18 protein-coding genes are annotated in these 24,351 nt (G+C 51.7%); 5 read left to right on the top strand and 13 right to left on the bottom strand.

Annotated elements, in window-relative coordinates:
- Positions 1-128: 128 nt before the first annotated feature.
- The 3 genes from pgi to edd form a co-directional block, all read right to left on the bottom strand.
- Entirely contained in the window at positions 129-1,763 is a 1,635-nt protein-coding gene (gene pgi, locus LZ463_RS12415) for a glucose-6-phosphate isomerase (protein WP_241456025.1), read from the bottom strand.
- 137 nt (positions 1,764-1,900) lie between these two features.
- Entirely contained in the window at positions 1,901-2,542 is a 642-nt protein-coding gene (gene eda / locus LZ463_RS12410; protein ID WP_241456024.1) for a bifunctional 4-hydroxy-2-oxoglutarate aldolase/2-dehydro-3-deoxy-phosphogluconate aldolase, read from the bottom strand.
- A gap of 46 nt (positions 2,543-2,588) precedes the next feature.
- On the bottom strand, positions 2,589-4,430 hold the full coding sequence (gene edd / locus LZ463_RS12405) for a phosphogluconate dehydratase (protein WP_241456021.1): 1,842 nt from the start codon (positions 4,428-4,430) through the stop codon (positions 2,589-2,591).
- 332 nt (positions 4,431-4,762) lie between these two features.
- Between edd and zwf the strand changes: the two genes are divergently transcribed.
- Genes zwf through LZ463_RS12390 form a run of 3 tightly spaced genes read left to right on the top strand, consistent with a single transcriptional unit; the run spans position 4,763 to position 7,831 of the window.
- Complete coding sequence (zwf, locus tag LZ463_RS12400) at positions 4,763-6,223, top strand: glucose-6-phosphate dehydrogenase (protein ID WP_241456019.1); 1,461 nt, start codon at positions 4,763-4,765, stop codon at positions 6,221-6,223.
- Positions 6,224-6,237: 14 nt separating this feature from the next.
- Positions 6,238-6,912, top strand: a complete 675-nt coding sequence (gene pgl / locus LZ463_RS12395; protein ID WP_241456017.1) for a 6-phosphogluconolactonase — start codon at positions 6,238-6,240, stop codon at positions 6,910-6,912.
- Positions 6,913-6,934: 22 nt separating this feature from the next.
- Positions 6,935-7,831 carry an SIS domain-containing protein gene (locus LZ463_RS12390; protein ID WP_241456126.1) on the top strand — a complete coding sequence of 299 codons (897 nt, stop codon included), beginning with the start codon at positions 6,935-6,937 and terminating at the stop codon, positions 7,829-7,831.
- On the opposite strand, the gene LZ463_RS12385 is transcribed toward LZ463_RS12390, so the two are convergent.
- From LZ463_RS12385 to LZ463_RS12365, 5 genes are all read right to left on the bottom strand, one after another.
- Positions 7,824-9,059, bottom strand: a complete 1,236-nt coding sequence (locus LZ463_RS12385; RefSeq protein ID WP_241456015.1) for a PepSY-associated TM helix domain-containing protein — start codon at positions 9,057-9,059, stop codon at positions 7,824-7,826. The genes LZ463_RS12390 and LZ463_RS12385 overlap by 8 nt on opposite strands.
- Before the next feature lie 15 nt (positions 9,060-9,074).
- A complete protein-coding gene (locus LZ463_RS12380; RefSeq protein ID WP_241456013.1) occupies positions 9,075-11,255 on the bottom strand; it encodes a TonB-dependent siderophore receptor in 2,181 nt (726 codons plus the stop codon).
- 422 nt (positions 11,256-11,677) lie between these two features.
- On the bottom strand, positions 11,678-12,700 hold the full coding sequence (locus tag LZ463_RS12375; RefSeq protein WP_241456011.1) for an SRPBCC domain-containing protein: 1,023 nt from the start codon (positions 12,698-12,700) through the stop codon (positions 11,678-11,680).
- Positions 12,701-12,750: 50 nt separating this feature from the next.
- Positions 12,751-13,761, bottom strand: coding sequence for an acyl-CoA desaturase (locus LZ463_RS12370; RefSeq protein ID WP_241456010.1), 1,011 nt, complete (start codon positions 13,759-13,761; stop codon positions 12,751-12,753).
- A 412-nt stretch (positions 13,762-14,173) separates the two neighbouring features.
- On the bottom strand, positions 14,174-14,971 hold the full coding sequence (locus LZ463_RS12365) for a hypothetical protein (protein ID WP_241456008.1): 798 nt from the start codon (positions 14,969-14,971) through the stop codon (positions 14,174-14,176).
- A 295-nt stretch (positions 14,972-15,266) separates the two neighbouring features.
- Here LZ463_RS12365 and LZ463_RS12360 point away from each other — a divergent pair, with 295 nt between their 5' ends.
- Complete coding sequence (locus LZ463_RS12360) at positions 15,267-16,109, top strand: HDOD domain-containing protein (protein ID WP_241456005.1); 843 nt, start codon at positions 15,267-15,269, stop codon at positions 16,107-16,109.
- A gap of 51 nt (positions 16,110-16,160) precedes the next feature.
- On the opposite strand, the gene ribA is transcribed toward LZ463_RS12360, so the two are convergent.
- The 5 genes from ribA to pepN all read right to left on the bottom strand — a co-directional run bounded on the left by ribA (position 16,161) and on the right by pepN (position 23,299).
- On the bottom strand, positions 16,161-16,793 hold the full coding sequence (gene ribA / locus LZ463_RS12355) for a GTP cyclohydrolase II (protein WP_241456002.1): 633 nt from the start codon (positions 16,791-16,793) through the stop codon (positions 16,161-16,163).
- A 274-nt stretch (positions 16,794-17,067) separates the two neighbouring features.
- On the bottom strand, positions 17,068-18,945 hold the full coding sequence (ilvD, locus tag LZ463_RS12350; protein ID WP_241455999.1) for a dihydroxy-acid dehydratase: 1,878 nt from the start codon (positions 18,943-18,945) through the stop codon (positions 17,068-17,070).
- Between the two features lie 303 nt (positions 18,946-19,248).
- On the bottom strand, positions 19,249-19,569 hold the full coding sequence (locus tag LZ463_RS12345; protein ID WP_241455997.1) for a hypothetical protein: 321 nt from the start codon (positions 19,567-19,569) through the stop codon (positions 19,249-19,251).
- Between the two features lie 9 nt (positions 19,570-19,578).
- Positions 19,579-20,580, bottom strand: a complete 1,002-nt coding sequence (locus LZ463_RS12340; protein ID WP_241455996.1) for a class 1 fructose-bisphosphatase — start codon at positions 20,578-20,580, stop codon at positions 19,579-19,581.
- Between the two features lie 40 nt (positions 20,581-20,620).
- Positions 20,621-23,299, bottom strand: coding sequence for an aminopeptidase N (pepN, locus tag LZ463_RS12335; protein ID WP_241455995.1), 2,679 nt, complete (start codon positions 23,297-23,299; stop codon positions 20,621-20,623).
- A 341-nt stretch (positions 23,300-23,640) separates the two neighbouring features.
- Between pepN and LZ463_RS12330 the strand changes: the two genes are divergently transcribed.
- Positions 23,641-24,273, top strand: coding sequence for a DUF4136 domain-containing protein (locus LZ463_RS12330; RefSeq protein ID WP_241455994.1), 633 nt, complete (start codon positions 23,641-23,643; stop codon positions 24,271-24,273).
- Positions 24,274-24,351 lie beyond the last annotated feature (78 nt).

Genomic DNA, 24,351 nt, shown 5'->3' with positions numbered 1-24,351 from the left:
CGCTACCCTGTACATGGTCAGACAGAGCAAGCACCTGCCTTGACGGGATGCTTATCTCAACTTTGACAAACTAATATATCAAACACGCTGATGCTGGCTTACAACATCAACGTGCCTGAATATTGATGTCAGGCAGCCTTTTTCAGTTTATGGCTACGCCCTACGGCCATCAACAATCCCTTAGTGGAACTGTCGTAGTCTTCCTTGACGGCACCTGGGTCAAGGCTGATCAATTGCTGCGCCAGGGACTTACCCAGTTCCACACCCCATTGGTCAAAGGCATTGATATCCCAGATAACAGACTGTACGAACACCTTGTGTTCATACAGGGCGATCAATGCGCCCAATGAGCGTGGCGTCAAAGAATCCAGCAGGACTGTCGAAGTCGGGCGATTACCTTCAAACACCCGCGGGGCCAATACCTTGTCAGGCAGGTCACCAAGCTCTGCGCGCACTTCCTGCATACTCTTGCCCCAGGCCATGGCCTTGGACTGGGCAAAGCAATTTGCCAGCAAAGCCTGATTATGCCCCGGCAAACCGGCATCGTCATCGGCCACTACAATAAAGTCGGTCGGGATGATCGTTGCGCCCTGGTGCAATAACTGGAAGTAAGCGTGCTGGCCGTTCGTACCGGCTTCCCCAAACAGTATCGGTGAAGTCGTGTAATCAACCCTGTGACCTTCGCGCGTGACGGACTTGCCGTTGCTTTCCATCTCCAGTTGCTGCAAATAGGCTGGCAGACGTGTCATGCGCTGATGATAAGGAGCAATCGACAGAGCCTGCAAGCCGAGGAAATTGATATTCCACACACCAATCAACGCCATCAGCACGGGCAAATTCTGTTCGAGCGGAGCCTGCGCAAAATGCAGGTCCATCTCATGTGCACCTGCCAGCATTTCTTCAAAACGGTCAGCCCCTACATACAGTGCAATCGACAGGCCGATTGCACTCCACATGGAATAACGGCCGCCGGCCCAGTTCCAGAACGGGAAGACATTTTCCGGCGCAATACCAAAATCAGCAGCCGCTTTGACATTGGTACTCAAGGCCACGAAATGCTGGCATATCTGGTCAACAGGGCAACCGTGGGACAGCATCCACTCGCGTGCAGTACGGGCATTGGTCAGGGTTTCCATGGTCGTGAAAGTCTTGGACGCCACCACGAACAACGTAGTTTCTGGGTCAGCATTGGCCAGGGCGTCGGCCACATGCCGGCCATCGACGTTGGAGACAAAATGCAGCGACAGGTTTTTTTGCGACCAGGGCGCCAGGGCGATGCAAGCCATCTGTGGGCCAAGGTCAGAGCCGCCTATGCCTATATTGACGATGGTGCGTATGGCCTTGCCGGTATAACCCAGCCAGCGCCCTTCCCTGACAGCATCACTGAAGGTACGCATCTGCGCCAGCACCTGATGCACATCAGCGGCAATGTTCTCACCATTCAGATAAAACGATTCCCCCTTGGGCAAGCGCAAGACGGTATGCAGGACAGCGCGGTTTTCAGTGTGATTGATGGCTTCGCCACGCAGCATCGCATCACGACGCCCTTCCACATCCTGTTGCCTGGCCAGCGCCAGCAAGTTCAGCTTGGCCGTCGTATCCATGCGTTGCTTGGAATAATCCAGCATGATGCCGCAGGCTGATGCAGAAAAATGTGTAAAGCGCTGGGGATCAGCACGGAACAATTCTTTCAGACTGGGCATGTTGGTGGCACGTTGCTGCAACAAACCCCAGATAGGAGTACGCGAAACGGAAGTAAGCATGATCTTGCTATATTGGCGAAAGTGATTGGCGAAAGGTATGAGACATCTCAAACAAGGTTCAGTATCCTCTCATTAAGCTGCTGCGCGACCTAACCAAAACCAACGCCGCTCGCTACACTTAATCAGAGATTCCTTTATTATTTTTTTCCCGCTGCAGCCGCGGCAGCGGCCAGTGTAGCAATCCCAGTCCAGTCACCGGCATTGATCAGGGACGCAGTGCACATCCAGGAACCACCGACACACAGGATATTTGATTGCTGCAATAAAGCTGGTGTCGCTTCTACCGTAACACCACCGGTCAGACAGAATTTCACATCCGGGAAAGGACCACCCAGGGCTTTTGCCATCCTGGCGGCGCCCACGATGTCAGACGGAAAGAGCTTGACCACATTGAAGCCATGCTCCAATGCCAGCATCAGGTCACTCGCGCCACCAACACCTGGAAAATAAGGCAGGCCGGATTCCGCAGCGGCCCTGGCCAGCACCGGTGTGATACCGGGGCTGATACCGAAGGCCGCGCCAGTTTCTTTCACGGCGTCGAGCTGCGCCTGCATCAATATGGTGCCTGCGCCGACTATCACGCCTGGACATGCCTTGACCACCTCGCGCAAGACTGTCATGGCATTTGGTGTGCGCAAGGTGATTTCCACTGCTGGCAAACCGTTTTCCGCCAGCGTGTTCACACAGCGTATCGCCTGATCGACATCATCTGTCACCAGAATAGGCAGGACGCGAATCTGTTCGAGTTGTGTGATGATGCTTTGTGTACTGTGACTCATGATGTATTTACTTTACATGTAAGATGTTGGATGAATACTGGAACGTTTAATCAATGAACAGCGTGGAAGCACCATGCTCAGGTGCAGTGACAACCCGACGTTGTGCGGCAAACAGGTCACGACCATAACCGAAGGTCGGGTCTTTTCTTAATTCGCGTACTGGGCGCTGCTGCCATTCTGCTTCATCAACCAGGGCACGCAATTCCCCTGTATGCACATTCAACTCAACGATGTCACCATCACGTACTTTACCCAATGCGCCCCCTTGCGCAACTTCAGGACTGACATGCAGGGCTGCCGGCACCTTGCCAGAGGCACCGGACATGCGACCATCGGTCACCAGGGCAACCTTGTAGCCAGCAGACATCAGACTGCCCAGCACAGGTGTGAACTGATGCAGTTCGGGCATGCCGTTCGCCTGCGGTCCCTGGAAGATCACGACTGCCACAAAATCCATATTCAATTCACCCGCCTTGTAGGCTTTGACCAGGGCGTCCTGCGACTCAAAGACCTTGGCTGGCGCCTTGATGATCCAGGCATCTTCAGGTACGGCTGAAGCCTTGACGATGGCGCGGCCAAGGTTGCCTTGCAACAGGCGCAGGCCACCAGTTGGCGCAAATGGATCGGTAACTTTGCGTACGACTGTAGTATCAGTCGATTCTGCCGGCAGCGCCTCCCATTTGACCTTGCCGTCTTCAGTCAGGACAGGACGGCTGGTGTGCGAATTCAAACCATCATTACCATATACCGTCATGACGTCAGCATGCATCAGACCCGTCGACAGTAATTCACGGATGACGAACACCGGGCCACCGGCGTCTTCAAAGGCATTGACATCGGCAGTACCGTTGGGATAAACGCGTGTCAGCAGAGGAATCACCGACGACAATTCGTCAAAGTCCTGCCAGTCTATGATGATGCCGGCAGCGCGGGCCACGGCTATCCAGTGTATGGTGTGATTGGTCGAACCACCGGTCGCCAGCAAGGCGATGACTGCATTGACGATGGTCTTTTCATTGACGAGATAGCCGATAGGTGTGTAGTTACCGCTTTGCTCGGTCAACTGCAATACCCGCTCGACAGCCGCATCTGTCAGTACGCTACGCAAAGGGTCAGTTGGATGGACAAAGGCAGCACCCGGCAAATGCAGGCCCATGGCTTCAAGCAGCATCTGGTTGCTGTTGGCTGTACCATAGAAAGTACAGGTACCGGCGCTATGATAGGCCGCACTTTCTGCTGCCAGCAATTCCTCTTTGGTAGCCTTGCCTTGTGCATAGCGTTCACGCACAGCGGCTTTTTCCTTGTTCGACAAGCCAGAACCCATGGGGCCGGCCGGAATAAAAATCGTCGGCAAATGACCAAAAGCCAGTGCGCCTATCAGCAAGCCGGGGACAATCTTGTCGCAGATGCCAAGACACAAAGTAGCGTCAAAAGCATCATGACTGAGCGCCACGGCTGTCGCCTGGGCAATCACATCGCGCGAGAACAGTGACAGTTCCATGCCAGGACGCCCCTGCGTCACACCGTCACACATGGCTGGCACAGCGCCGGCCACCTGGGCCGTACCGCCAAAACGCAAGGCTGTCTGACGTATTTGTGCAGGATAGGACTCATAAGGCTGATGCGCCGACAGCATGTCGTTATAGGCAGTGACAATGCCGATATTTGGTTTTTGCGCCTGGTTAAGCCAGATCTTGGTACCGCTATCCATGGCGGCATTGGCATGCGCCTGGTTCGCGCAAGACAGGCTGGCACGGCGCGGGCCGCGGTTGCGCATGGCGTCAAGTTGGGAAATATAAGCACTGCGCAAGGTTTTGCTGCGCTCTGTAATGCGTTGAGTGACCTTGTCGATAACAGGGTGCAACGTAGTGGATGGGGATGTCGTCATATAAACACCTGATGCCCTTGGGGCTTTAAATAAGAAAGCTTTAGCAAGACTGATGCAATGTCAGCAAAGATAGCATAATTTAGCTTTTTTCTGTAACAAACTTTCAGTATTTTCTTAATTAGCCGTTTTTTTAAGCAAAAACATCAAATTTATCGTAATGAAACTACATTTTTGATTATTTTCTGGCATAATCAACACTCAGATAAATTAGCACCATGTATTGCTTGCCACGCTTATGCACCACTTCAACTTGCAGCCTGGGCTTGCATTTTGAATTTGCACGCTGAATTTGCAATTTAACGATATCAACCAAAACACAACACGGAGTCAGCATGACCACATTTGTCTTATTTGGCGGCACTGGCGATCTTGCCAAGCGCAAGATCATCCCTGCTTTGTATAGCGCATTTGTGAATGGCAGGCTGGACCAGAATTTCAAGTTCATCGGGGCAGCCCGTGAAAAACTGTCTGACGATGATTTTCGTGTGCGGGTGGCAGCCGCCATTGAGTCTTACGCTGCCAATGTGGATGGTGCAACAGAAGAAAAACGCACCGCCTTCCTGGCAACGACACACTATGCAAAGATAGACGCACGCCAGCCTGATGATTTCGCTGCACTGAAAGACAACCTGCATACCAGCGAATCAAACGCTACCCTGTTCTATCTGGCGACCGGCCCGGACATCTTCATCCCCGTCGTCGAGCAATTGTCCAAGCATGGCCTGGTAGAAGGCAATGCCCGTGTTGTGGTCGAAAAACCACTGGGCCGTGATGCGCAATCAGCCAAAGAAATCAACCAGTCCCTGCGCACCTACCTGAACGAAAACCAGATTTACCGTATTGACCATTATCTCGGCAAAGAAATGGTGCAAAACCTGTTGGCGCTGCGTTTTGCCAATTCCTTCCTTGAGCCTTTGTGGAACCGCAAATGGATACAGGATGTGCAGATTTCCATCTCTGAACAGGTAGGCGTGGAATCGCGCGGTGATTTCTATGATCATACCGGCGCCCTGCGTGACATGGTACAAAATCACTTGCTGCAACTGGTGTCCATCGTTGCGATGGAACCACCGGTGAACGCCAATCCAGATGCGATACGCGATGAAAAGGTCAAGGTCTTGCGCGCCCTGCACAAGTTCACACCGGACGAAGTCAGCAAAAAAACCGTGCGGGGCCAATACCGCGCAGGCGCGGTCGATGGCAAGCCCGTCATCGCCTACCAGAATGAACCGGGCGTGCCACCAGCGTCCCGCACCGAAACCTTTGTCGCCATACGCGCAGAGATCGATAACTGGCGCTGGGCTGGTGTACCGTTCTACCTGCGCACCGGCAAACGCATGGCCAGCCGCAGCGCCGAAATCACGATCAATTTCAAGCCTATTCCCTACTCCATCTTTGGCAAGTCACAAGGGCCTTTGCGCTCCAACCGCCTGGTCATTTCCCTGCAGCCAGAAGAAAGCGTACAACTGTATATGAAGGCCAAGGAACCTGGCGAAGGCATACGTCTGTCTGACGTGGCGCTGAACCTGGACTTTGCTGAAGTCTCCAATTCCCGTCGCGTTGAATCCTATGAACGTCTGCTGCTCGACGCCATGCACGGTGACCTGACCCTGTTCGTGCGTGACGATGAACTGAGCGCGGCCTGGGCCTGGATAGACCCTATCATGAGCGCATGGCAAAACGACAGCGAAGGCTTGAAGTCCTATATCTCGGGCAGCTGGGGACCATCTGCCGCCAGTTATCTGCTGGCACAACATGGGGCGGCCTGGGGTGAAGAATTCGTAGAGAGCTAAGCGAAGACATGAATATGAAATATCATACATTTGACAATTTTGCGGCATTGACCGAAGCTCTGAGCCAGCAATGGCTCGATGTCATCAAGACGACGCCGAATGACAGTAACGCCAGCTTTGCGCTGGCTGGTGGTTCGACACCAGCACCGGTCTATCAGCGCCTTGATCAATTATTGAGCGATATCGACGGACATCAACCCATCAAACTGGTGGCAACTGATGAACGCTGGGTGCCGGATCAGGATACGCAAAGCAATGAAGGTCTGTTCCGCCGTTGCCTGTCCGGTTCTGCGATAGACAAGCGCTGGAAGCTGGTATCGTTGAAGAATGCCGCCAGCAACCCTGAAGTGGCAACCGAAGCCATCAATGCACGCCTCAATGAGCAGTTGCCGCAAGCCTTCAGCGCAGTCCTGCTGGGCATGGGAGCAGACGGGCATATTGCCTCACTCTTCCCTGGCGCACCTACACAACATGATGATCTGGCCTGCCTGGCAGCAGTACATCCACAAACCCGCCAGAGCCGCATGTCGCTGTCACTGCCCCGCTTGTTGAACACACAGCGCATCTGGCTGGTGATTACCGGCGTGGAAAAACGTCAGGTGCTTGACAGGGCCATGGAAGAAAACCTTCCTGTTGCTTCCCTGTTGCGTGACGCAGGCTGTACCATTGATGTTTTCTGGTGCCCCTAAGCTAGATACTACCGTGCTCACTATGGCCAATCCCTTTTCCGACAATAAAACCAGCAATCCGCCTGAAAAAGGCTTGCTGGCCCGCATACGTACTGCCAGCACTGCCCTCAGTCGCGCAGAACGTCAGGTGGCAGAATTTTTACTGCATAAACCACACGATGCGCTGGAGATGTCGATACGGGTATTGGCCCAAGCTTGCGATGTCAGCGAACCGACGGTGGCACGTTTTGCCCAGAGCATGGGCTTTGACGGCTTCAAGACTTTCAAGCTGGCCTTTGCAAAAAGCCTGGCAACCGGCATCCCTTTCCTGCATCTGGATGTGAACCAGGCTGACCATGTGCGAGACGTCTTGCCCAAGGTATTTGACCGTACGATCGCAGCCCTGATGGAGGCGCGCAACAATGCCAACACGGCAAGCTTTGAAGCTGCAGTCAGTTTGCTGGCACGTGCCCGTCGCATAGAATGCTATGGCCTTGGCTATTCAGGTGCACTGGCGATTGACGCCCAGCTCAAGTTTTTCCGCTTTGGCATACCGACTACGGTGTTTTGCGATGCCCACTTGCAGGCACAGTCAGCAACCCTGCTCAATAGTGATTGTGTGGTCGTGGCATTTTCCCGCACCGGCCGTACCCGTGACCTGATCGACAGCGTGCAACTGGCGAAACAGGCAGGCGCAAAAATACTTGTACTGTGCGCCAGCGGCGGCCCCCTGGCCGAACTGGCCGATGTGCACATTGGTGTCGATGTCGAAGAAGACCCGGATGTCTATACGCCGATGACTTCGCGCCTGGCTCACCTGACCTATATTGATGCGCTGGCGGTAGCAGTCACACTATTACGCGGCCCGGCAGCCATAGACATGCTGGAGCGGGCCAAGGCCAGCATCAGTGAAAAAAGACTGGTACCCAAAATCAGTTGAGTTGCGCCTGTATGACGCCAGTGCTGCGCCGCTGCGTAACCAGCCGTGCCGCACGTTTCCTGACCCAGATGATCACACCAGTCAGGCTGAGCATGGCAACCACCAGTCCCAACAGCGAAATCATGATACGCCCCGGCATGCCCAATATACGCCCGGAATGCAGGGGAAACTGGGCTTGCAGAAAGATATCACCAGCGCTGCCTGTCCCCGGTATTTTACCCCCAAGAGCGCGTCCGTCCTGAGCATCAAAATACAACCAGGCATTACCCAGGCCGCCGTCGCCGTGATCATTGCCCGCTTCAAAAAAGCCGGCCCCATACACACCAAAAGCCGGTGAGTAAAACACTCCACCCAAAGGCAAGGTCCAGCCACGCTGTCTTGCATCTGCATTGGCCAGTGCAACGATCTGCTCACGCGTCAGGCCAACTGGCCTGATGTGTTCAGGCGCCAGCGGCGTGCGACTGGCAAATACATCCTCGCTCAATGGTGAAAACAAGGCAACCACAGGGCGCACGACCTGCGAATTCAGGTTCATGGAAACCGAAGTAATCGCCAGCAGCAGCATGAACAACCACAGCCAAACGCCGCCTGATCTGTGCAAGTCAAAATTGAGCTTGTGACCACCCTGCTTCCAGCGAAAAAAAAATGATTTGCGCCAGCTGGACCAGTTGGGAAAAGACAGCCACAGGGCAATAAAGCAGTCAACAACCCACACCAGGCCGATCAGGCCCATGAGCCATATACCCAGCTCTACGCCACCAGCTGCCGGGATGTGCATGGTGTAATGGAGTTTGTACAAAAACGGCAGAAGATTTTCACGGCTCAGTGAAATTTCACCCCATTGACGCTTGCCCTGGATGTCGGCAGTAAACGGGTTCACTGCAATCTGGTTGAAGCCCAGTTCATAAGGTTTGCCCGTTGCAGGGTCCAGCCGGCCTTCTACTGACATCTGTATGGTGTGCCCAGGCTCGGCCTCGGTCAAGACATAAGTAACCAGCATTCTGGGGTCACGCGCCTCAACCCGATTGGCCAGCTCCAGTCCGGACATGGGTTCAGGGCTTGTCGCAGTTGCCTGCCTATACGCATGAAACAGTTGCGGATTAAGCCAGGCATCGAGTGCATGATCCCAGGAAATCAATGCTCCGGTCAGGCCGGCGATGAACAGAAAGATTGCCGCCGCCAGCCCAAACCAGCGGTGCAGTACAACCAGGGCTGGGCGTACACTCATGTTGACCTCTGCTGATCAATATTTCCAGTTGACAGAAATGCTGGCATTTCTTGGGGCAGCATAATAAGCCTGACTCCAGTACAGACTGCTCAGGTACTTCTTGTCAGTGGCATTATTCAGGTTGGCAGTCACGCTAAGATTCTGGCTGAAGTCATATCGCGCCATCAGGTTAAGAATTGCCCGGCTGTCCTGACGGATGATGACGCCATCGCCTTCATCCCTGAAAATGGCGTCTTGCCAGTTGACACTGGCGCCGACCTTGAGCTTATTCAGCGCTGGCACCTGATAAGTTGTCGACACGCGCAACAGTTTTCTTGGCACATAGGTTTTGGTGTCTTTGCCATCGTCGCCCTTGATGCGCATCTGGGTATAGCCAGCGCTGACATTCCAGCCACTGGACAATTCACCGCTGGCGTCAAACTCCACGCCTTGTGATTCGGCATTGATACCTTTGTAAAATGCCTTGGTCCCAATGTAACCAGCCTGCTCAGCCGCATTGTTTTGCGCAATCTTGAACACAGCTGCGGACAGGTTGAGCTTGCGGTCCATCAGTTCAGCTTTGAGACCAAGCTCATTACTCTTACCCTTGAGCGGGTCCAGCGTCCTGCCTTTGGCGTCAATCTCGCTTTGCGGGTTGAATATTTCTGTATGGCTGGCATAAGCCGACATTGTCGGTGTTATCTCGTACACCAGACCAATGTAAGGCGTGGTCTCGCGTGCGGACTTGACGCTGCTGACACCGTAAGAGCTGCCAGTACTGTCAGCCTTGGTCAGGTTGGCCCCGACTATCAGTTTCAGCGGGTCAGCCAGGCTGAATCTTGAGGCGACATAAAAAGTCTGGCGTTTATCTTCATAAGAACTGCCATCGGTGAAAGCATTGAATGCCGGCTCCGGATAATTACCCTTCCAGCCGTTGAGCGCAGGCAAGTCCGTGCCTATACCTGCGCCATAATGCGAGATATCGCTGAAAGTGGATTTTGACCAATTGACACCCAGGCTGACATCATGCACGCGACCAGCCAGCGTAAATTTACCACTGGCATACAAGTCGAACAGAGTTTGTGTATTGTCTGAATCATAGAGTGAAGGATAACTCTTCAGGCCCAGGCCGGTTTTACGATCGGGTGTGCCATATACATAAAACAGCTTGGAGTTGATTTTTGCCTTGTTATGACTCAACACAGCCTTGACTTGCCAGTCGCTGCCTATCTGCTGGTTCAGTTCGGCAAAACTGCGATCGTCCTGGGTGTTCCAGCGCGCCCAGTCGGTGGCTGTACTGGTGGAATTGCTGAAATTGGTCGGGCTGCCATCCGTGAAATACAAAGGCAGGGCTCCCCACATGCCACCTTTTGCCTCGCTCTTTTGATGTGCATGCCCTACAGTCAACAAGGTGGTATCGCTAAGTATGGCCTCGACAACACCATATGCCACTTTTTTTTCCGGCGAATAACGGTCAAGGTAAGAGTCCCCTGCCTGTCTGGCCACGACCACACGCGCAGCAACCGTGCCCGCTTTATTCAATGCACCTGATACATCAGCATCGAGGCGGCGGGTATTCCATGAACTCAAGGTCAGGCCTGCATTCGCCTGGAATTGATAAGTCGGACGCTTGCGGATGAAATTGACTGTCGCAGAGGGATTGCCAGTAGCCGACATCAGGCCATTGGCGCCGCGCACGATATCTATTCTGTCATAGATGGCTGTATCAATATCACCGGCCACATTGCCCGAAGTGAAAGGTACACCCATGCCGTCATACTGGAAGTTCGTGATATCAAAACCGCGCGCCATGTAATAAGTGCGATCGGTCTCGACCTTTTCTACCGACACGCCAGTGGTGTTGGCCAGCACTTCATTAATATTGACTTGTTTGAAGTCATCCATCCTGGCACGGGTCACCACAGAGACTGATTGTGGTGTTTCGCGCAGGCTCAGGTCCAGCCTGGTGGCAGAGCTACTTTTGCGTGTTGTGTAAGCGCCAGTCTTTTCTGTATTGGCTTCCGTCACTGCCGTTCCCTTGACCACAACTTCAGGCAGGGCTGAAGCCTGATCTTTGTCAGTCGGTGTTTGTTGCGCAAAACTCATGACCGGCGCCAGCAAGGCGACAGACAAAGCCCACGCCATAGGGCGCAAGCGGGGCAAGTCTGTTGAATACGTATCGCAAGAGTCAGAAAGGGGAGTAAATCGCTGAGCCATGAATCGCCTTGAAAATGAATGTCCATGCTGGCTGCATGACTTGCAGCACAAGAAACAAGAGTGAGTTAACAATTCGCATTTTACTTAAGCAAAAAGTTAATTGCAAATCATTCTCATTAACATTTATATTTACATTAAAGGCGTGATTATTACTGCCCTGTGATTCCTGCTACTGAATGCCTTGCAGAACCTTGCCGGCAAATGACCTGAAAGAACAAAAGAAATCAATATCCAGGGCAATACACATGGATTATGTGATCCCATCACCCTGCACTATCGTGATGTTTAACGGGTAAACCCACCCGGCAAGGCAGGCGTCTTCGTTATGCCAGGCTTTACCCTGCAAAATCAGCGCCATCATCCCAATTTCGGCAAAAAGGATAGCGGATCCGGATGTTGCCTTTGCTGGCTGACTTGATTAGTCAGCTTACTTTTTGCGCTGCTCTTTGCTTGTAGAAATCCAGGATCACTTCTTCAAAGTCCGCAATCAGCAGGCGAGCAACCAGATCAGCGTACCAATTAAATTCCGTGCTGACCCGGTAATGTATCTGTACCGCCAGTTCAGAGGTGTGTGCTGTCACGGGCTTGATGGAGTACCTGGTGTCAATCAGGTCAAAATAGCGCCCGCCTATGCTGACATGATCATCGAGTGCATTTGCCGGGAATGAGTCCTGAAAAAACCGGTACTTCCAGAGAACATATCGATTCTCTTTCCAGTCATTGGAAACCTGGTCAAAATAAATTTCCTTACCCATGGTAACTCTTCTGACCAGGCCTTCTGGCGTAGTTTGTGTGACACCGGAAACCGGTAAAGGAACTCCAATGCGATACATCCACGCCCGGTCGACTTCATCTGCGCGTATATGTTCTACCTTGTGCAATTGCTGCCAGATTTGCTCAGGGCTTGCCTGCACCAATACCTTGCGCTCCAGCATGGCAATGCGCTGGAGGTCAGGCTCGGCTGGCGGGACTATACCAAGCAGCAAAGGCAGCAGCACAAAACTCCCTAGAGCCTGTTTTGGCCAATTGGTATTGCGGCAAACCAGGCCCATCAGTATGCCACCAAGTGCACCGACCATCGAAAATAAAGGGATGATGATAATGGCACAAATCAGGCCCTCAATAAAAACCACCAGCGTTCCCAGCACGAACAATGTATTGGCAATGACAGGACCTAAGGCATAGAACCACCAGCTGCGGCGTCTTTGTCGTTCGGCGATAAAGACTGTGGTCGCACCGACCGCCATAGGCACCAGCAAGATAAATGCGCCAGCCATCGCCGTGTATGCGGCATCGGGTTTGCCTGAAAATATCAGGCGCAAAATAACCCCAATCAACGCACCCGAGATGATGGGCAGCCAGCTTGAGAATGGCAGCAATTTTTCATTCAAATTATCATGTTTACCCGCTGCAGAAAACACCGGCTCCTCACTTGCATTTTCCAACTGTGTAGCATGTTTCCCGTCCGGTATTTGGGATTGGTTCTGGTCTCTTTTCATACTACTCTTTCACAGGCTTGAAGGGGCATTTTGGGTACTGTTACTGTTAGCGGCTTATCCTGCCTGACAACCGTCAGACTTTGCCCGGTATACCTATATAATTCCGGTCGAAATGGCAAATCATCAGGTAGCTTCACATTCGATACCAGGCCCATCTTTTGTAGCAACATCAGCACCCACCAACCGGGATCCCATTCCCCATCCTGCAAACCCAACCTGGCAGAACCGGGGTAGGCATGATGATTGTTGTGCCAGCACTCGCCCATGGTCAGCAAAGATACCCAGGCGACATTGCGTCCCTGCACGGCAGCGCCACGCACTTCATAATGCATTTGTCCCTGAATTTCTTCCTGACCATGGGCAAAGTAACCAATAAGCCAGTGGCCAAATACAGCAACGCTGATACGTGCGCAAACACCCCAGAAAACATATCCCCAGCCACCGAGTGAATAGAAAATCGGGGCTACCAAGGCATGCTGGAGCATCCAGGTTTTCTCCAGGAATTGATAGAACCTGTCATCCGCAATCCTGGCTTCTATATGTATCTGCGGCGGATCTTGCAAATGCAATTCGCAATTCAACTGCCACCAGGCATCAACCCAGAAGGAGCTGCCATGCCTGAGGTAATCATGGCAATCAGGCATACGCTGGGCGTAATCACGTAGTTCATGCTGACGCAATAATCCTATCGGCCCGGCCAGACCCACCTGCACCCCAAGATAAACCAGCAGGTATTCCAGCCATACCGGGCAGGCAAAACTGTCGTGTATGAGTTTTCTGTGGCTGCCCAGTGAATGTCCGAACAAAAGGACAGTAGCAGTAGACAGCAAGAACAGCACGAAGGCGCCATGACTATAGTTGAGTAAGCCACCAATGACTGCCGCCGCAGACATGCCAATAAACCAGAGCGACTTGGCTGGGGCATAGCGGATTTCACCTGCCTGTACTGACAAAACATCTTTCGCGTTGATCCTGTGGTGCGGGATATGACAGGTACTCTCTTTCATCGCAAACTCCGTGTTGATGATGATTTTATTGACGCCATGCGCCTGCCTGCATTTACCACCAGACAGCCTGTGCGTCCGATACGTCTTAAAAACAAAGCTTCTTAAGACCAGTAAAGATGCGGCAAAAGCATATTTAATTCATTAATTAACTAACTAGCTAATTATCTACAAAGTTAAATCAAATGAACGCCCTTGTCAAATCTTTCCAGAAGACGATGAGAGTCGGCCCTGCTCCGTTCAATTATTTGGTCGAACAGAACCGCATTTGGCGATACCCGATTTGAAAAAGTCTGCTATGTAACAACGTATGTATCAGCGTAATCCGACTCGTGTCCAAATTGGGTTGGCGCTGGGTTGGGATGATTGGTGACCAGTTAAAAGTAACTGCGACAGCCTTACAGTATTGGTTTTCTCAATCGCAACCCACATTCTCGCTACAGGCTGCCCTGTACTTTGCTTTCTTCTGCACAGTACAATTTCCTCCGTTGACATGGCAGGCGACGGTATACGTGGTTTCTGTAATGTTGACCCAATCACCAATTTCGCATTGTTTCGATTCTTTTTCTGACGCAGGCAAATACCTTTCACTGAGAGTACTGATCTCCACCACACCGTCACGCAATGGCTTGACTTTGTAGGAATAAGGCTGATCCTGAAAATTTTCTTCATGATAGATTTTGCCGGCCTGCTTCAAATCAAAAATAGAGAAACCGCTGCCTGGTGTAGTACCGGAGCAGCTTTCAAGTTCGCCTATGCCAATATGCAAGCCCGTTTTAGCTATAGCCTGGCTTTTCACTGGCATATCACTCAGCACTTCCATGGTCTTTTTGCTAAAATGCACAGAGCGAAACTGCTCTTCTCCGACATCAATACCAAAAGTATGTGCAGCAGTTGTCTCACTGATTTGCAGTGAAAAATAGTCGCCATCATCCTGGAATTCGACCTTGACGAAATCTTTAGGCAGCATCGTTTCATTTGCATTGGCGACATCGATGTCATGCTTTTTTAATTGCTGCAGATTAAAATTTTCCAGTACTTTCAAGAGTCTGGCTTCATTGTAAGGTCCAAAATTCCTGGCAAGGGTTTCAATCAGGGCATCAGCACTATTGATTTCCTGTGCATCTGCCACTAACGGCTGTATGGCATTGCCTGTAACAGGCTGACTGGCAACCGGCTCCTGGTCGGCACTGGCAGAACCTGGCGGCTCCACAGTTTTTTTGCTGCAGGCAATCATGCTAAGGAAGAGGACGGCAACAAATATGAATCTGATCTGCGAACAGTAAATTGTCATGGGTAAGGCAACTAAAAGCTTGAATGGTCTGGAACAAACCCGTCATTGTAGCCCTCGCCTGCTCCCGAAAACAGTCATTCCAAAGACTGGGGCGATACGGGCTTGCTTATAGTTGTTCTGTCTGTAGTTATTTCGCAAAGATTTACAAATAGACACAACTGCCGCGTACATTTCTGGCAAGCTAGAAGACATCTTCAGAACAGGAGTCTGATCCATGAATCCCATCTCGCTGGCCCAGATTATAGATAGTGTCCAGGACTTGCCCAGCCTGCCGGCCATCGTGATGGAATTACTCAATCATGTCGATAACGACAATCTGGATATGCAGGAATTGACTCACAAAGTCAGCCTGGATCTGGCACTCACAGCCAAGACGCTACGCTATGCCAATTCGCCTTATTACGGCGCCATGATCAAGGTCACCACGGTACAGCAGGCAATTTCTTTACTGGGCTTGAATACGGTAAAGCAGATCGTGATAACGGCAGCATTGAGCGGCTGCTTCCCCGAAAATAATTGCAAAGGCTTTAGTCATAAAGACTTCTGGCGCCATTCGAATGCCGTCGCCATTGCGGCAAAAATATTGGCCAAACGATTAAACCTCAATACCGATGTTGCCTTTACAGCAGGTCTCTTGCATGACATAGGTGCCCTTGTTCTGGCGACCAGCTATACCAGCGCCTATGAAGCTGTCTTGCTGCAAAGACTGGAGCAGCCGAGTACTCAGTTTGAGGTTGAAAAGCAGCTACTGGAAATTGATCATGCCGCCATCGGTGAAGCACTGGCGGTACAGTGGAATTTTTCTGACACGATGATCAAAGCAATCGCCGGGCACCACCAGCCAGATAAACCTGGCCTTGGATTTCTGGCGACTATCATCCATGTGGCCGATGGTATTGCCCATGCCCTGGGTGTGACCACAACACCTGATCTGGCTCCACCTGAAGTTTCAGGTCAGTCCTGGGAAAGCCTGGGCCTGGACGAAGAATCATTCAGTCAGATATTGGCCGAAGCTGCTGCAGCCTTTAAAAAGCTACAGCAAGACATTGAAGTCTGATCTGAAGACCGACTCTGATGCCTGCCAGGATTTTCAAAAATCCTGGCAATATTACAGTTCCTGTTCTATCAGATGGCCCAGCTTGGTCACCTTGGTGCTCAGGTAACGTTCGTTGTAGGGGTTGCGTTTGACAATCAGGGGCACGTGCTCCTGCACCTTGACGTTCATGCCTTCCATCGCCGAAATCTTGCGCGGGTTATTGGTCATCAAGCGCACTGACTCTATACCCAGATGTTTGAGCATGGGGTTACACAGGCTGTAGTCGCGCAGGTCGGCGGCAAAGCCGAGTTTTTGATTGGCTTCTACCGTGTCAGCACCTTCGTCTTGCAGATGATAGGCGCGCACCTTGTTGAGCAAACCTATGCCACGCCCCTCCTGGCGCAAATACAATAGAGCACCACGCCCTTCCTGGGCGATTTTTTGCAGGGCCAGCTCGAGTTGCGGGCCGCAGTCGCAACGCTTGCTGAATAAGGCGTCGCCGGTCAGACATTCTGAATGTATGCGCGCAAGTACGGGTTTGCCGTCAGCAACATCGCCCAGGGTCAGGGCGATATGCTCTTTACCTGTTGCCGTTTCTACAAAAGCATGCATGCGAAAGGTCGCCCAGGTCGTAGGCAGGTTACAGGAATCGACAAACTCCAAAGCCTGTTCGTTTGAGGTAACAGGCTGCTCATTGCTAGACATACAGTTCTCGCGGATTCTTATTCTGGATAAAACTTAAGATCATGGCCAAATGACAATAACAATTGTCAGCCCAGACTAGAGTATAAACGAGGCGCGCATTTCCTACCTGTTGCGACGAACGATCGTTTTATTCTTGATCACAGCTATATAGGGTCGGTATTCCAAAAAGCAAGTAACGAACGAAGTAGAGGATTTACACAATAAAAAAGGGCACCGGTAAAAACCGGAATGCCCTTTGAGTTTGGCAAGCAGACAAGCTGCTCAGTCTACAGCACTATTTACGCTGCAACTGTGTAATATCCCTGACCGCGCCACGATCAGCCGACGTTGCCAAAGCAGCGTAGGCCTGCAGGGCCTGTGACACATAGCGGTCGCGGTTGACAGGCTGCCAGGCTTGCGGACCACGTGCTTCCATCGCTGCCCTGCGTTGCACCAGATCGCTGTCGCTGACTTTCAGGTTGATGGTACGGGCCGGAATATCGATTTCTATAATGTCGCCCTCTTCCACCAGGCCTATCGCCCCACCCTCGGCAGCTTCCGGTGATGCATGGCCTATCACCAGACCGGAAGAACCACCAGAGAAACGTCCATCTGTGAACAGGGCGCAGGCTTTGCCCAGGCCCTTGGATTTGATATAGGAAGTCGGATACAGCATTTCCTGCATGCCGGGACCACCTTTGGGGCCTTCATAACGGATGATGACAACATCACCTTCATGCACCGTATCGCCGAGGATGGCTTCTACCGCAGCGTCCTGGCTTTCAAACACACGGGCCTTGCCGGTGAATTTGAGGATGCTTTCATCGACGCCTGCGGTTTTGACGATACAGCCTTTTTCTGCCAGGTTGCCGTACAACACAGCCAGGCCACCATCCTGCGAATAAGCATGTGCCTTGTCGCGTATGCAGCCCGCTTCACGGTCGGTATCGAGGCTGTCAAAGCGCTTGTCTTGTGAGAAAGCCGTCTGGGTAGGCACACCACCCGGTGCGGCGCTGAACAGCTTGCGTATTGCCGCATTGTCAGTCACGGCAATGTCATTCTGCGCAATCGCATCTGCCATGGTCGGGCTATGCACGGTAGGACGCGAAGTATCAAGCAAACCGGCGCGTGCCAGCTCACCCAGGATAGAGATAATGCCGCCAGCCCTATGCACATCTTCAATATGGTATTTGTCGGTCATTGGCGCGACCTTGCACAGACAGGGTACCTTGCGCGAGATGCGGTCGATATCGGCCATCTTGAAATCCACGCCAGCTTCATTGGCAGCAGCGAGCAAATGCAAAACGGTATTGGTGGAGCCGCCCATGGACACATCGAGTGCCATGGCATTTTCAAAAGTGGCCTTGTTGGCGATGGAGCGTGGTAGGATGGAATAATCGTCCTGTTCATAATGGCGCTTGGCCAGTTCTACGACGAGGCGGCCTGCGCGCAGGAACAGTTCCTTGCGGTCAGCATGGGTTGCCAATATCGTGCCATTGCCCGGCAAGGACAGGCCCAGTGCTTCAGTCAGGCAGTTCATGGAGTTTGCCGTGAACATGCCGGAACAGGAACCGCAAGTAGGACAGGCAGAACGTTCTATGCGGCCTATCTCTTCATCCGACACCTTGCTGTCACCCGCCTTGATCATGGCATCGACCAGATCAATCTTCATGATCTTTTGCTCGCCAGTCTGCTTGGGGTGCAAAGTCTCCAGCACCTTGCCTGCTTCCATGGGGCCACCAGAGACAAATACGACAGGGATATTCAAACGCATGGCAGCCATCAGCATACCGGGCGTGATTTTGTCGCAGTTGGAGATACAGACCATGGCGTCAGCGCAATGGGCATTGACCATGTACTCAACCGAGTCAGCAATCAACTCACGGGATGGCAGCGAATACAGCATGCCGCCATGACCCATGGCGATACCGTCATCCACGGCTATCGTATTGAATTCTTTGGCAACACCACCAGCCGCTTCAATCTCACGCGCCACCATCTGGCCCAGGTCTTTCAGATGCACATGACCAGGTACGAACTGGGTGAAGGAATTGACGACGGCGATGATAGGTTTATCAAAATCACCATCCTTCATGCCAGTTGCACGCCACAAGGCGCGGGCACCGGCCATATTGCGGCCATGGGTGGTGGTACGGGAACGGTATGCGGGCATGTCAGACTCCAGGCTGGCGATAAAATGAAAATGTTACATCAGCATGCGCTTGGGGATTCCATATGTCAAATATTGAATTTATTAACCATTAAGTCGAATTAGATACTAATTAAATTCAAAACAAAAAGACTCACCACAGAGACACCGAGAAAGGCAGGACAAAACCTCATATTTTTAAAGGGTTTGGGGGTTTCTTTGTGCCCCTCTGTGTTGAGAGGTCTTTACTCAAGTTACAAACAGCCATAAAAAAACGCGAAGCTTACACTTCGCGTTTTCAAATACCAGTCATCCCAATTTTGAATACTAAGAGATGTCCTTACTTGCCATTTCTTGCAATTGCAATAATTCGATCGCGGCGTTCAATTTTTTGTGAACTATAAAAAGTTCAAGACATAACTCGACCACGACACTCACCAAACATGCCAAAAAAATCACGAGCAAGTTTGAAATTGGCAGCGTATTCAGAAAGTAGTATGCAACCACTGTTACCAAGCCAACGACAATTGCGTTTGGCCCGCGCCGGTAACTCTCGTACAGAGTCGCCTTGGCATTTACCCTGCGCTCTGCTTTACGCAAGATCATCTCAGCTTCCAGATCACCTACTTGTTGTGTTATGTCTGCCATCTGTCCTGGCTATTCCTGATGGTATTGCGTCACTCTTTCGACTTCGTTTTTTGAACCCAGAAACACCGCCACACGCTGATGCAGTTTTTCTGGCTGGATGTCGAGCATGCGTTGCTTGCCGTCCGTCGATGCGCCGCCAGCCTGTTCTACGATGAAGGACATGGGATTGGCTTCGTACATCAGGCGCAGTTTGCCTGCCTTGTCGGGCTCACGCATATCTGCCGGGTACATGAAGATACCGCCACGGTTCAGGATACGGTGTACGTCAGCGACCATGGAGGCGATCCAGCGCATGTTGAAGTCCTTGCCGCGCGGGCCTGTGCTGCCTGCCAGCATTTCTTCCACATAGCGCGTGACTGGCGGGTACCAGTGGCGGGTGTTCGATGCATTGATGGCAAATTCCCTGGTGTCTGCCGGGATTTGCATATTGCGTTGTGTCAGTACCCAAGAACCCATTTCACGGTCAAGAGTGAAGCAGTTGACGCCATTACCTGTGGTCAGCACCAAGACTGTCTGCGGGCCATATACGGCGTAGCCGGCTGCGACTTGCTTGCTGCCGGGTTGCAGGAAGTCTTTCTCAGTCGGTTTGGCCATGCCATCCGGCGCCTTCAATACCGAGAAGATGGTACCGATGGAGACATTCACGTCGATATTGCTGGAACCATCCAGTGGATCGAACAGCAACATGTATTCGCCCTGTGGGTAGCGGTTAGGTATCGGATGGATACTCTCCATTTCTTCTGACGCCATGGCTGCCAGGTGGCCGCCCCATTCATTGGCTTCAAGCAGGATTTCATTCGACAGGATGTCGAGTTTTTTCTGTACTTCACCCTGAATGTTTTCACTACCCGCCGTACCCAGCACTTCACCGAGCGCGCCCTTGCCTACTGCATGGCTGATGGTTTTACAGGCGCGGGCAACGACTTCGATCAACAGGCGCAACTCTGCAGGGATCGAGTTATTCAGTCGTTGTTCTTCGACCAGGTATTGGGTAAGGCTTACACGTTTCATGTTGTTCTTTCAGTTTCTATTTCAGTGACTTTTAAATTCTTTATGAAGCCAGGGCCTTGCTAACTACTTCCAGTACGTCTTTCGACAATTTCTTGGTATCGGCTACTTTTTGCAAAGCTGCCTTCATGTGTACTTGCAGGCTTTCTGGGTATTTTTTCCAGCGGTCCATGCTGCGCGCCAGGCGTGCTGCGACTTGCGGATTGAGTTTGTTCAAAGCGATCACCAGCTCAGCCCACAGCGCATAACCACTGCCATCAACTGCATGGAAACGCGCTGGATTGGCATTGCAGAAAGCAAAGGTCAGACTACGCGCACGGTTAGGGTTGGCGAGCGTGAACGCCGGATGCTTCATCAGTTCACGCACCTTGGCCACATCCGTGGTACGAGCAGTTGCCTGCAACATGAACCATTTGTCGATGACCAGGGCTTCTTTCTTGAAGTCTTTATAGAATTTGTTCAAGGCTTTTTCTGCTGCCTTGGCTTGTTTGCCAGTACCGCTGAAATTGCTCAGTGCGGTCAAGGCTGCCAAGCGATCCGTCATGTTTTCAGCTTCTTCAAACTGGGTTTTTGCCAGTTCGAATGTGGACTCATCCGACCATTCAAGCAAGTAAGACAGAGCCAGGTTTTTCAAACCACGTTTAGCCATGGACTGTGCATCCGGGCTGTACTTACCTGGTGTCAGGTGGCCTTCATAGGCACTCAGCAAATCAGCGCGCAGGTGCTGGGTGATAGTGGCACGGGCAAACTGGCGGGCTGTATGGATGGCTTGCGGATCAACGACCTTGAATTCTTCGGCGATCATCGCTTCTGATGGCAGGGTCAGGACCAGTTCACGGAAAGCTGGATCAAGGCTGGCATCATTCAGGGTAGCACGCAGGGCTTCGATGAACATGCTGTCCAGGCTCAGTTCTTCGCCTTGCTGTACTGCAGTCGTCAATTTGACCAGACGGCGGGTTGCCAGGCGTTGGCCTGCTTCCCAGCGGTTGAAGGGGTCGCTGTCATTCGCCAGCAAGAGGCCGAGTTCTTCATCGCTGTAGTCGATTTCCAGCACAACTGGTGCAGAAAAATTGCGCAACAGGGACGGTACTGGTTTGCTGCTAACACTAGTAAATACAAAGGTCTGGCTGGCTTCTGTCAATTCCAGCACCAGACTGGTCGCGCCTGCCTGCGCTTCATAAGCAGCACAATGCAAAGGAATATCCTTGCCATCGGCACCGAGCAAGCCCATGGCAACAGGAATATGGAAAGGCAGTTTTTCTGCCTGGCCTGGCGTGGCCGGGCAAGACTGGCTCAGGGTGATGGAATAAGTCTGTGCATCAGCATCGTAAGTCGCCTCCACCTTCACGCGGGGCGTACCAGCCTGGCTATACCAGCGTTCAAACTGGGTCAGGTCACGGCCACTGGAATCTGCCATGGCAGCACGGAAGTCATCACATTCAACAGCCTGGCCATCATGACGCTCGAAGTACAAATCCATGCCCTTGCGGAAGCCATCATGGCCCAGCAGGGTGTAATACATACGCACGACTTCTGAACCTTTTTCATAAATCGTGACGGTGTAGAAGTTATTAATTTCTACAAAAGAATCAGGGCGCACAGGATGGGCCATGGGGCCAGCATCTTCTGAGAACTGTACCTGACGCAGCAGGCGTACATCTTCTATGCGTTTGACGGCGCGGCCTGTGGCTGTACCAACCAGATCGGCAGAAAATTCCTGGTCGCGGAAGACCGTCAGGCCTTCTTTCAGGGACAACTGGAACCAGTCGCGGCAAGTGACGCGATTGCCTGTCCAGTTATGGAAGTATTCATGACCTACGACAGATTCTATGCCAGCATAATCAACGTCAGTCGCAATGCTTGGATTGGCCAGCACAAACTTGGTATTAAAAATATTCAAACCCTTGTTTTCCATCGCGCCCATATTGAAGTCGCCAGTGGCAACGATCATGAAGCGGTCAAGATCGAGCTCCAGGCCAAAGCGTTCTTCATCCCAACGTATGCTGTTCTTGAGGGAATCCATGGCATGCTGGGTTTTATCCAGGTTGCCGTCTTCTACCCAAACCTGCAACAAGACTTTGCGACCAGATTTCAACTTATAGTCTTCTTCCTGGCAAACCAGCTTGCCAGCAACCAGGGCGAACAGGTAAGACGGCTTTTTGAACGGGTCTTCCCATTTGGCAAAATGGCGGCCATCACCGAGGTCACCCTCTTCTATCAGATTGCCATTACTCAGCAGCACAGGGAATTTTTTCTTGTCGGCACGCAGCATGACGGTATATTTCGCCATCACGTCAGGGCGGTCGGGAAACCAGGTGATCTTGCGGAAGCCTTCTGCCTCGCACTGGGTAATAAAGTTGCCGTTGGACGCATACAGGCCGGACAGGGATGTATTCTTGAGCGGATTGATCAGGGTTTCAATTTCCAGCGTGACTTCGTCCGGGGCATTGGCTATGCGCAGGGTCTCGCCTTCTATCTTGTAGGCAGACTTCTTGAGGTTCACGCCATTCATGCGCAATTGCAGCAATTTCAGGGATTCGCCAAACAAGACCAGGTCTTTCTCGCTGCTGTCATGATTGCGGCGCATGGTCATGCGGGTGGCTACATGGGTGGCACTCAGATCAAGGTCGAAACCCATCTCTACCGTATCTACCCAAAATCCCGGGGCTACATAGTCTTTACGGAAAATTGTCTCTGGTTTGCTGGCAATATCGTTACGCATGGATGGAATATCTCGCGAAAATAAGTTGAATGACAAAGTCTTATGGACTTTGTTAAGACCACCATTTTACCAAGCAGTTTCGTTGCAAGCACAAAAGCATGACAATTAGCTGTATTAAATGCGGTAAATTGGCTTAAATTGGTTTGAAACACGATTTCAGTCAAAGCAATCGAAGGACAGGGTCATGCAAAAAATCATATTTGGACACTGAACCAGGAAGAAATATCAAATGACATCAACAGCAGTAACAATATCGTTACAACACGTTACAGTCCAGACAACAAGTTTGCGTAATCATGCATATCATGAAGAGTATCAATATGGAGCATCGGAGTAGCATCATGAAAAAATTCGCTTTTATCCTTGCACTGGCGTGCAGCTTGCTGCTCAGCGGTTGCGCAACGACCTTCAGCAGCCAGGTCAGTGTTTTCCACGAATGGCCCACAAATACACAGGATAAGACCTATATCTTTGAACGTGCGCCAGGGCAAGAGAACAATCCCGAACATAAGGTTTATGAAGACATGCTGCGCAGCCGACTGCATAGCATAGGTTTGAAGGAAATCACAGCTGGCCAGTCGGCTGCACTGAAAGTCGAACTGAAGTATGCGACCACATTAAGGGAAGTCCAATATTCTCCTTTATGGTATCCGTCCATTTATGACCGTTACTGGGGTCTGCACTTCAGCCGGGGGATTTATCGCCACAATTATGTCTATTACCCGGGATATTGGGGCTGGCCTGGATATCCGCGTGGCTGGATGGATGTCAGCATGCGCAGCACCTATCTGCACCAGCTCGAAATACAGATCAGTGAAATCGGTTCAAACAAAAAACTGGCTGATATCAAAGTCAGTTCGGAACAATTGAATCCTGAAATTTCCCTGTATATTCCTTACCTGATTGACAGTGCCCTGAAGGCCTTCCCGGGTAAAAATGGTAGCACCACCAAAGTGGAGCTGAAAGTAGAGTGACACTGCATTCGCACTAAAAAAACGGCTGGCTTTGTAAAGCCAGCCGTTTTTTTACAGCTTAATACGCCTCTCAAGCAA

Origin of the sequence: Undibacterium paludis, assembly GCF_022568815.1 — a bacterium.
Classification (GTDB): Bacteria; Pseudomonadota; Gammaproteobacteria; order Burkholderiales; family Burkholderiaceae_D; genus Undibacterium.
This window is presented reverse-complemented; position numbering and strand designations above follow the sequence as displayed.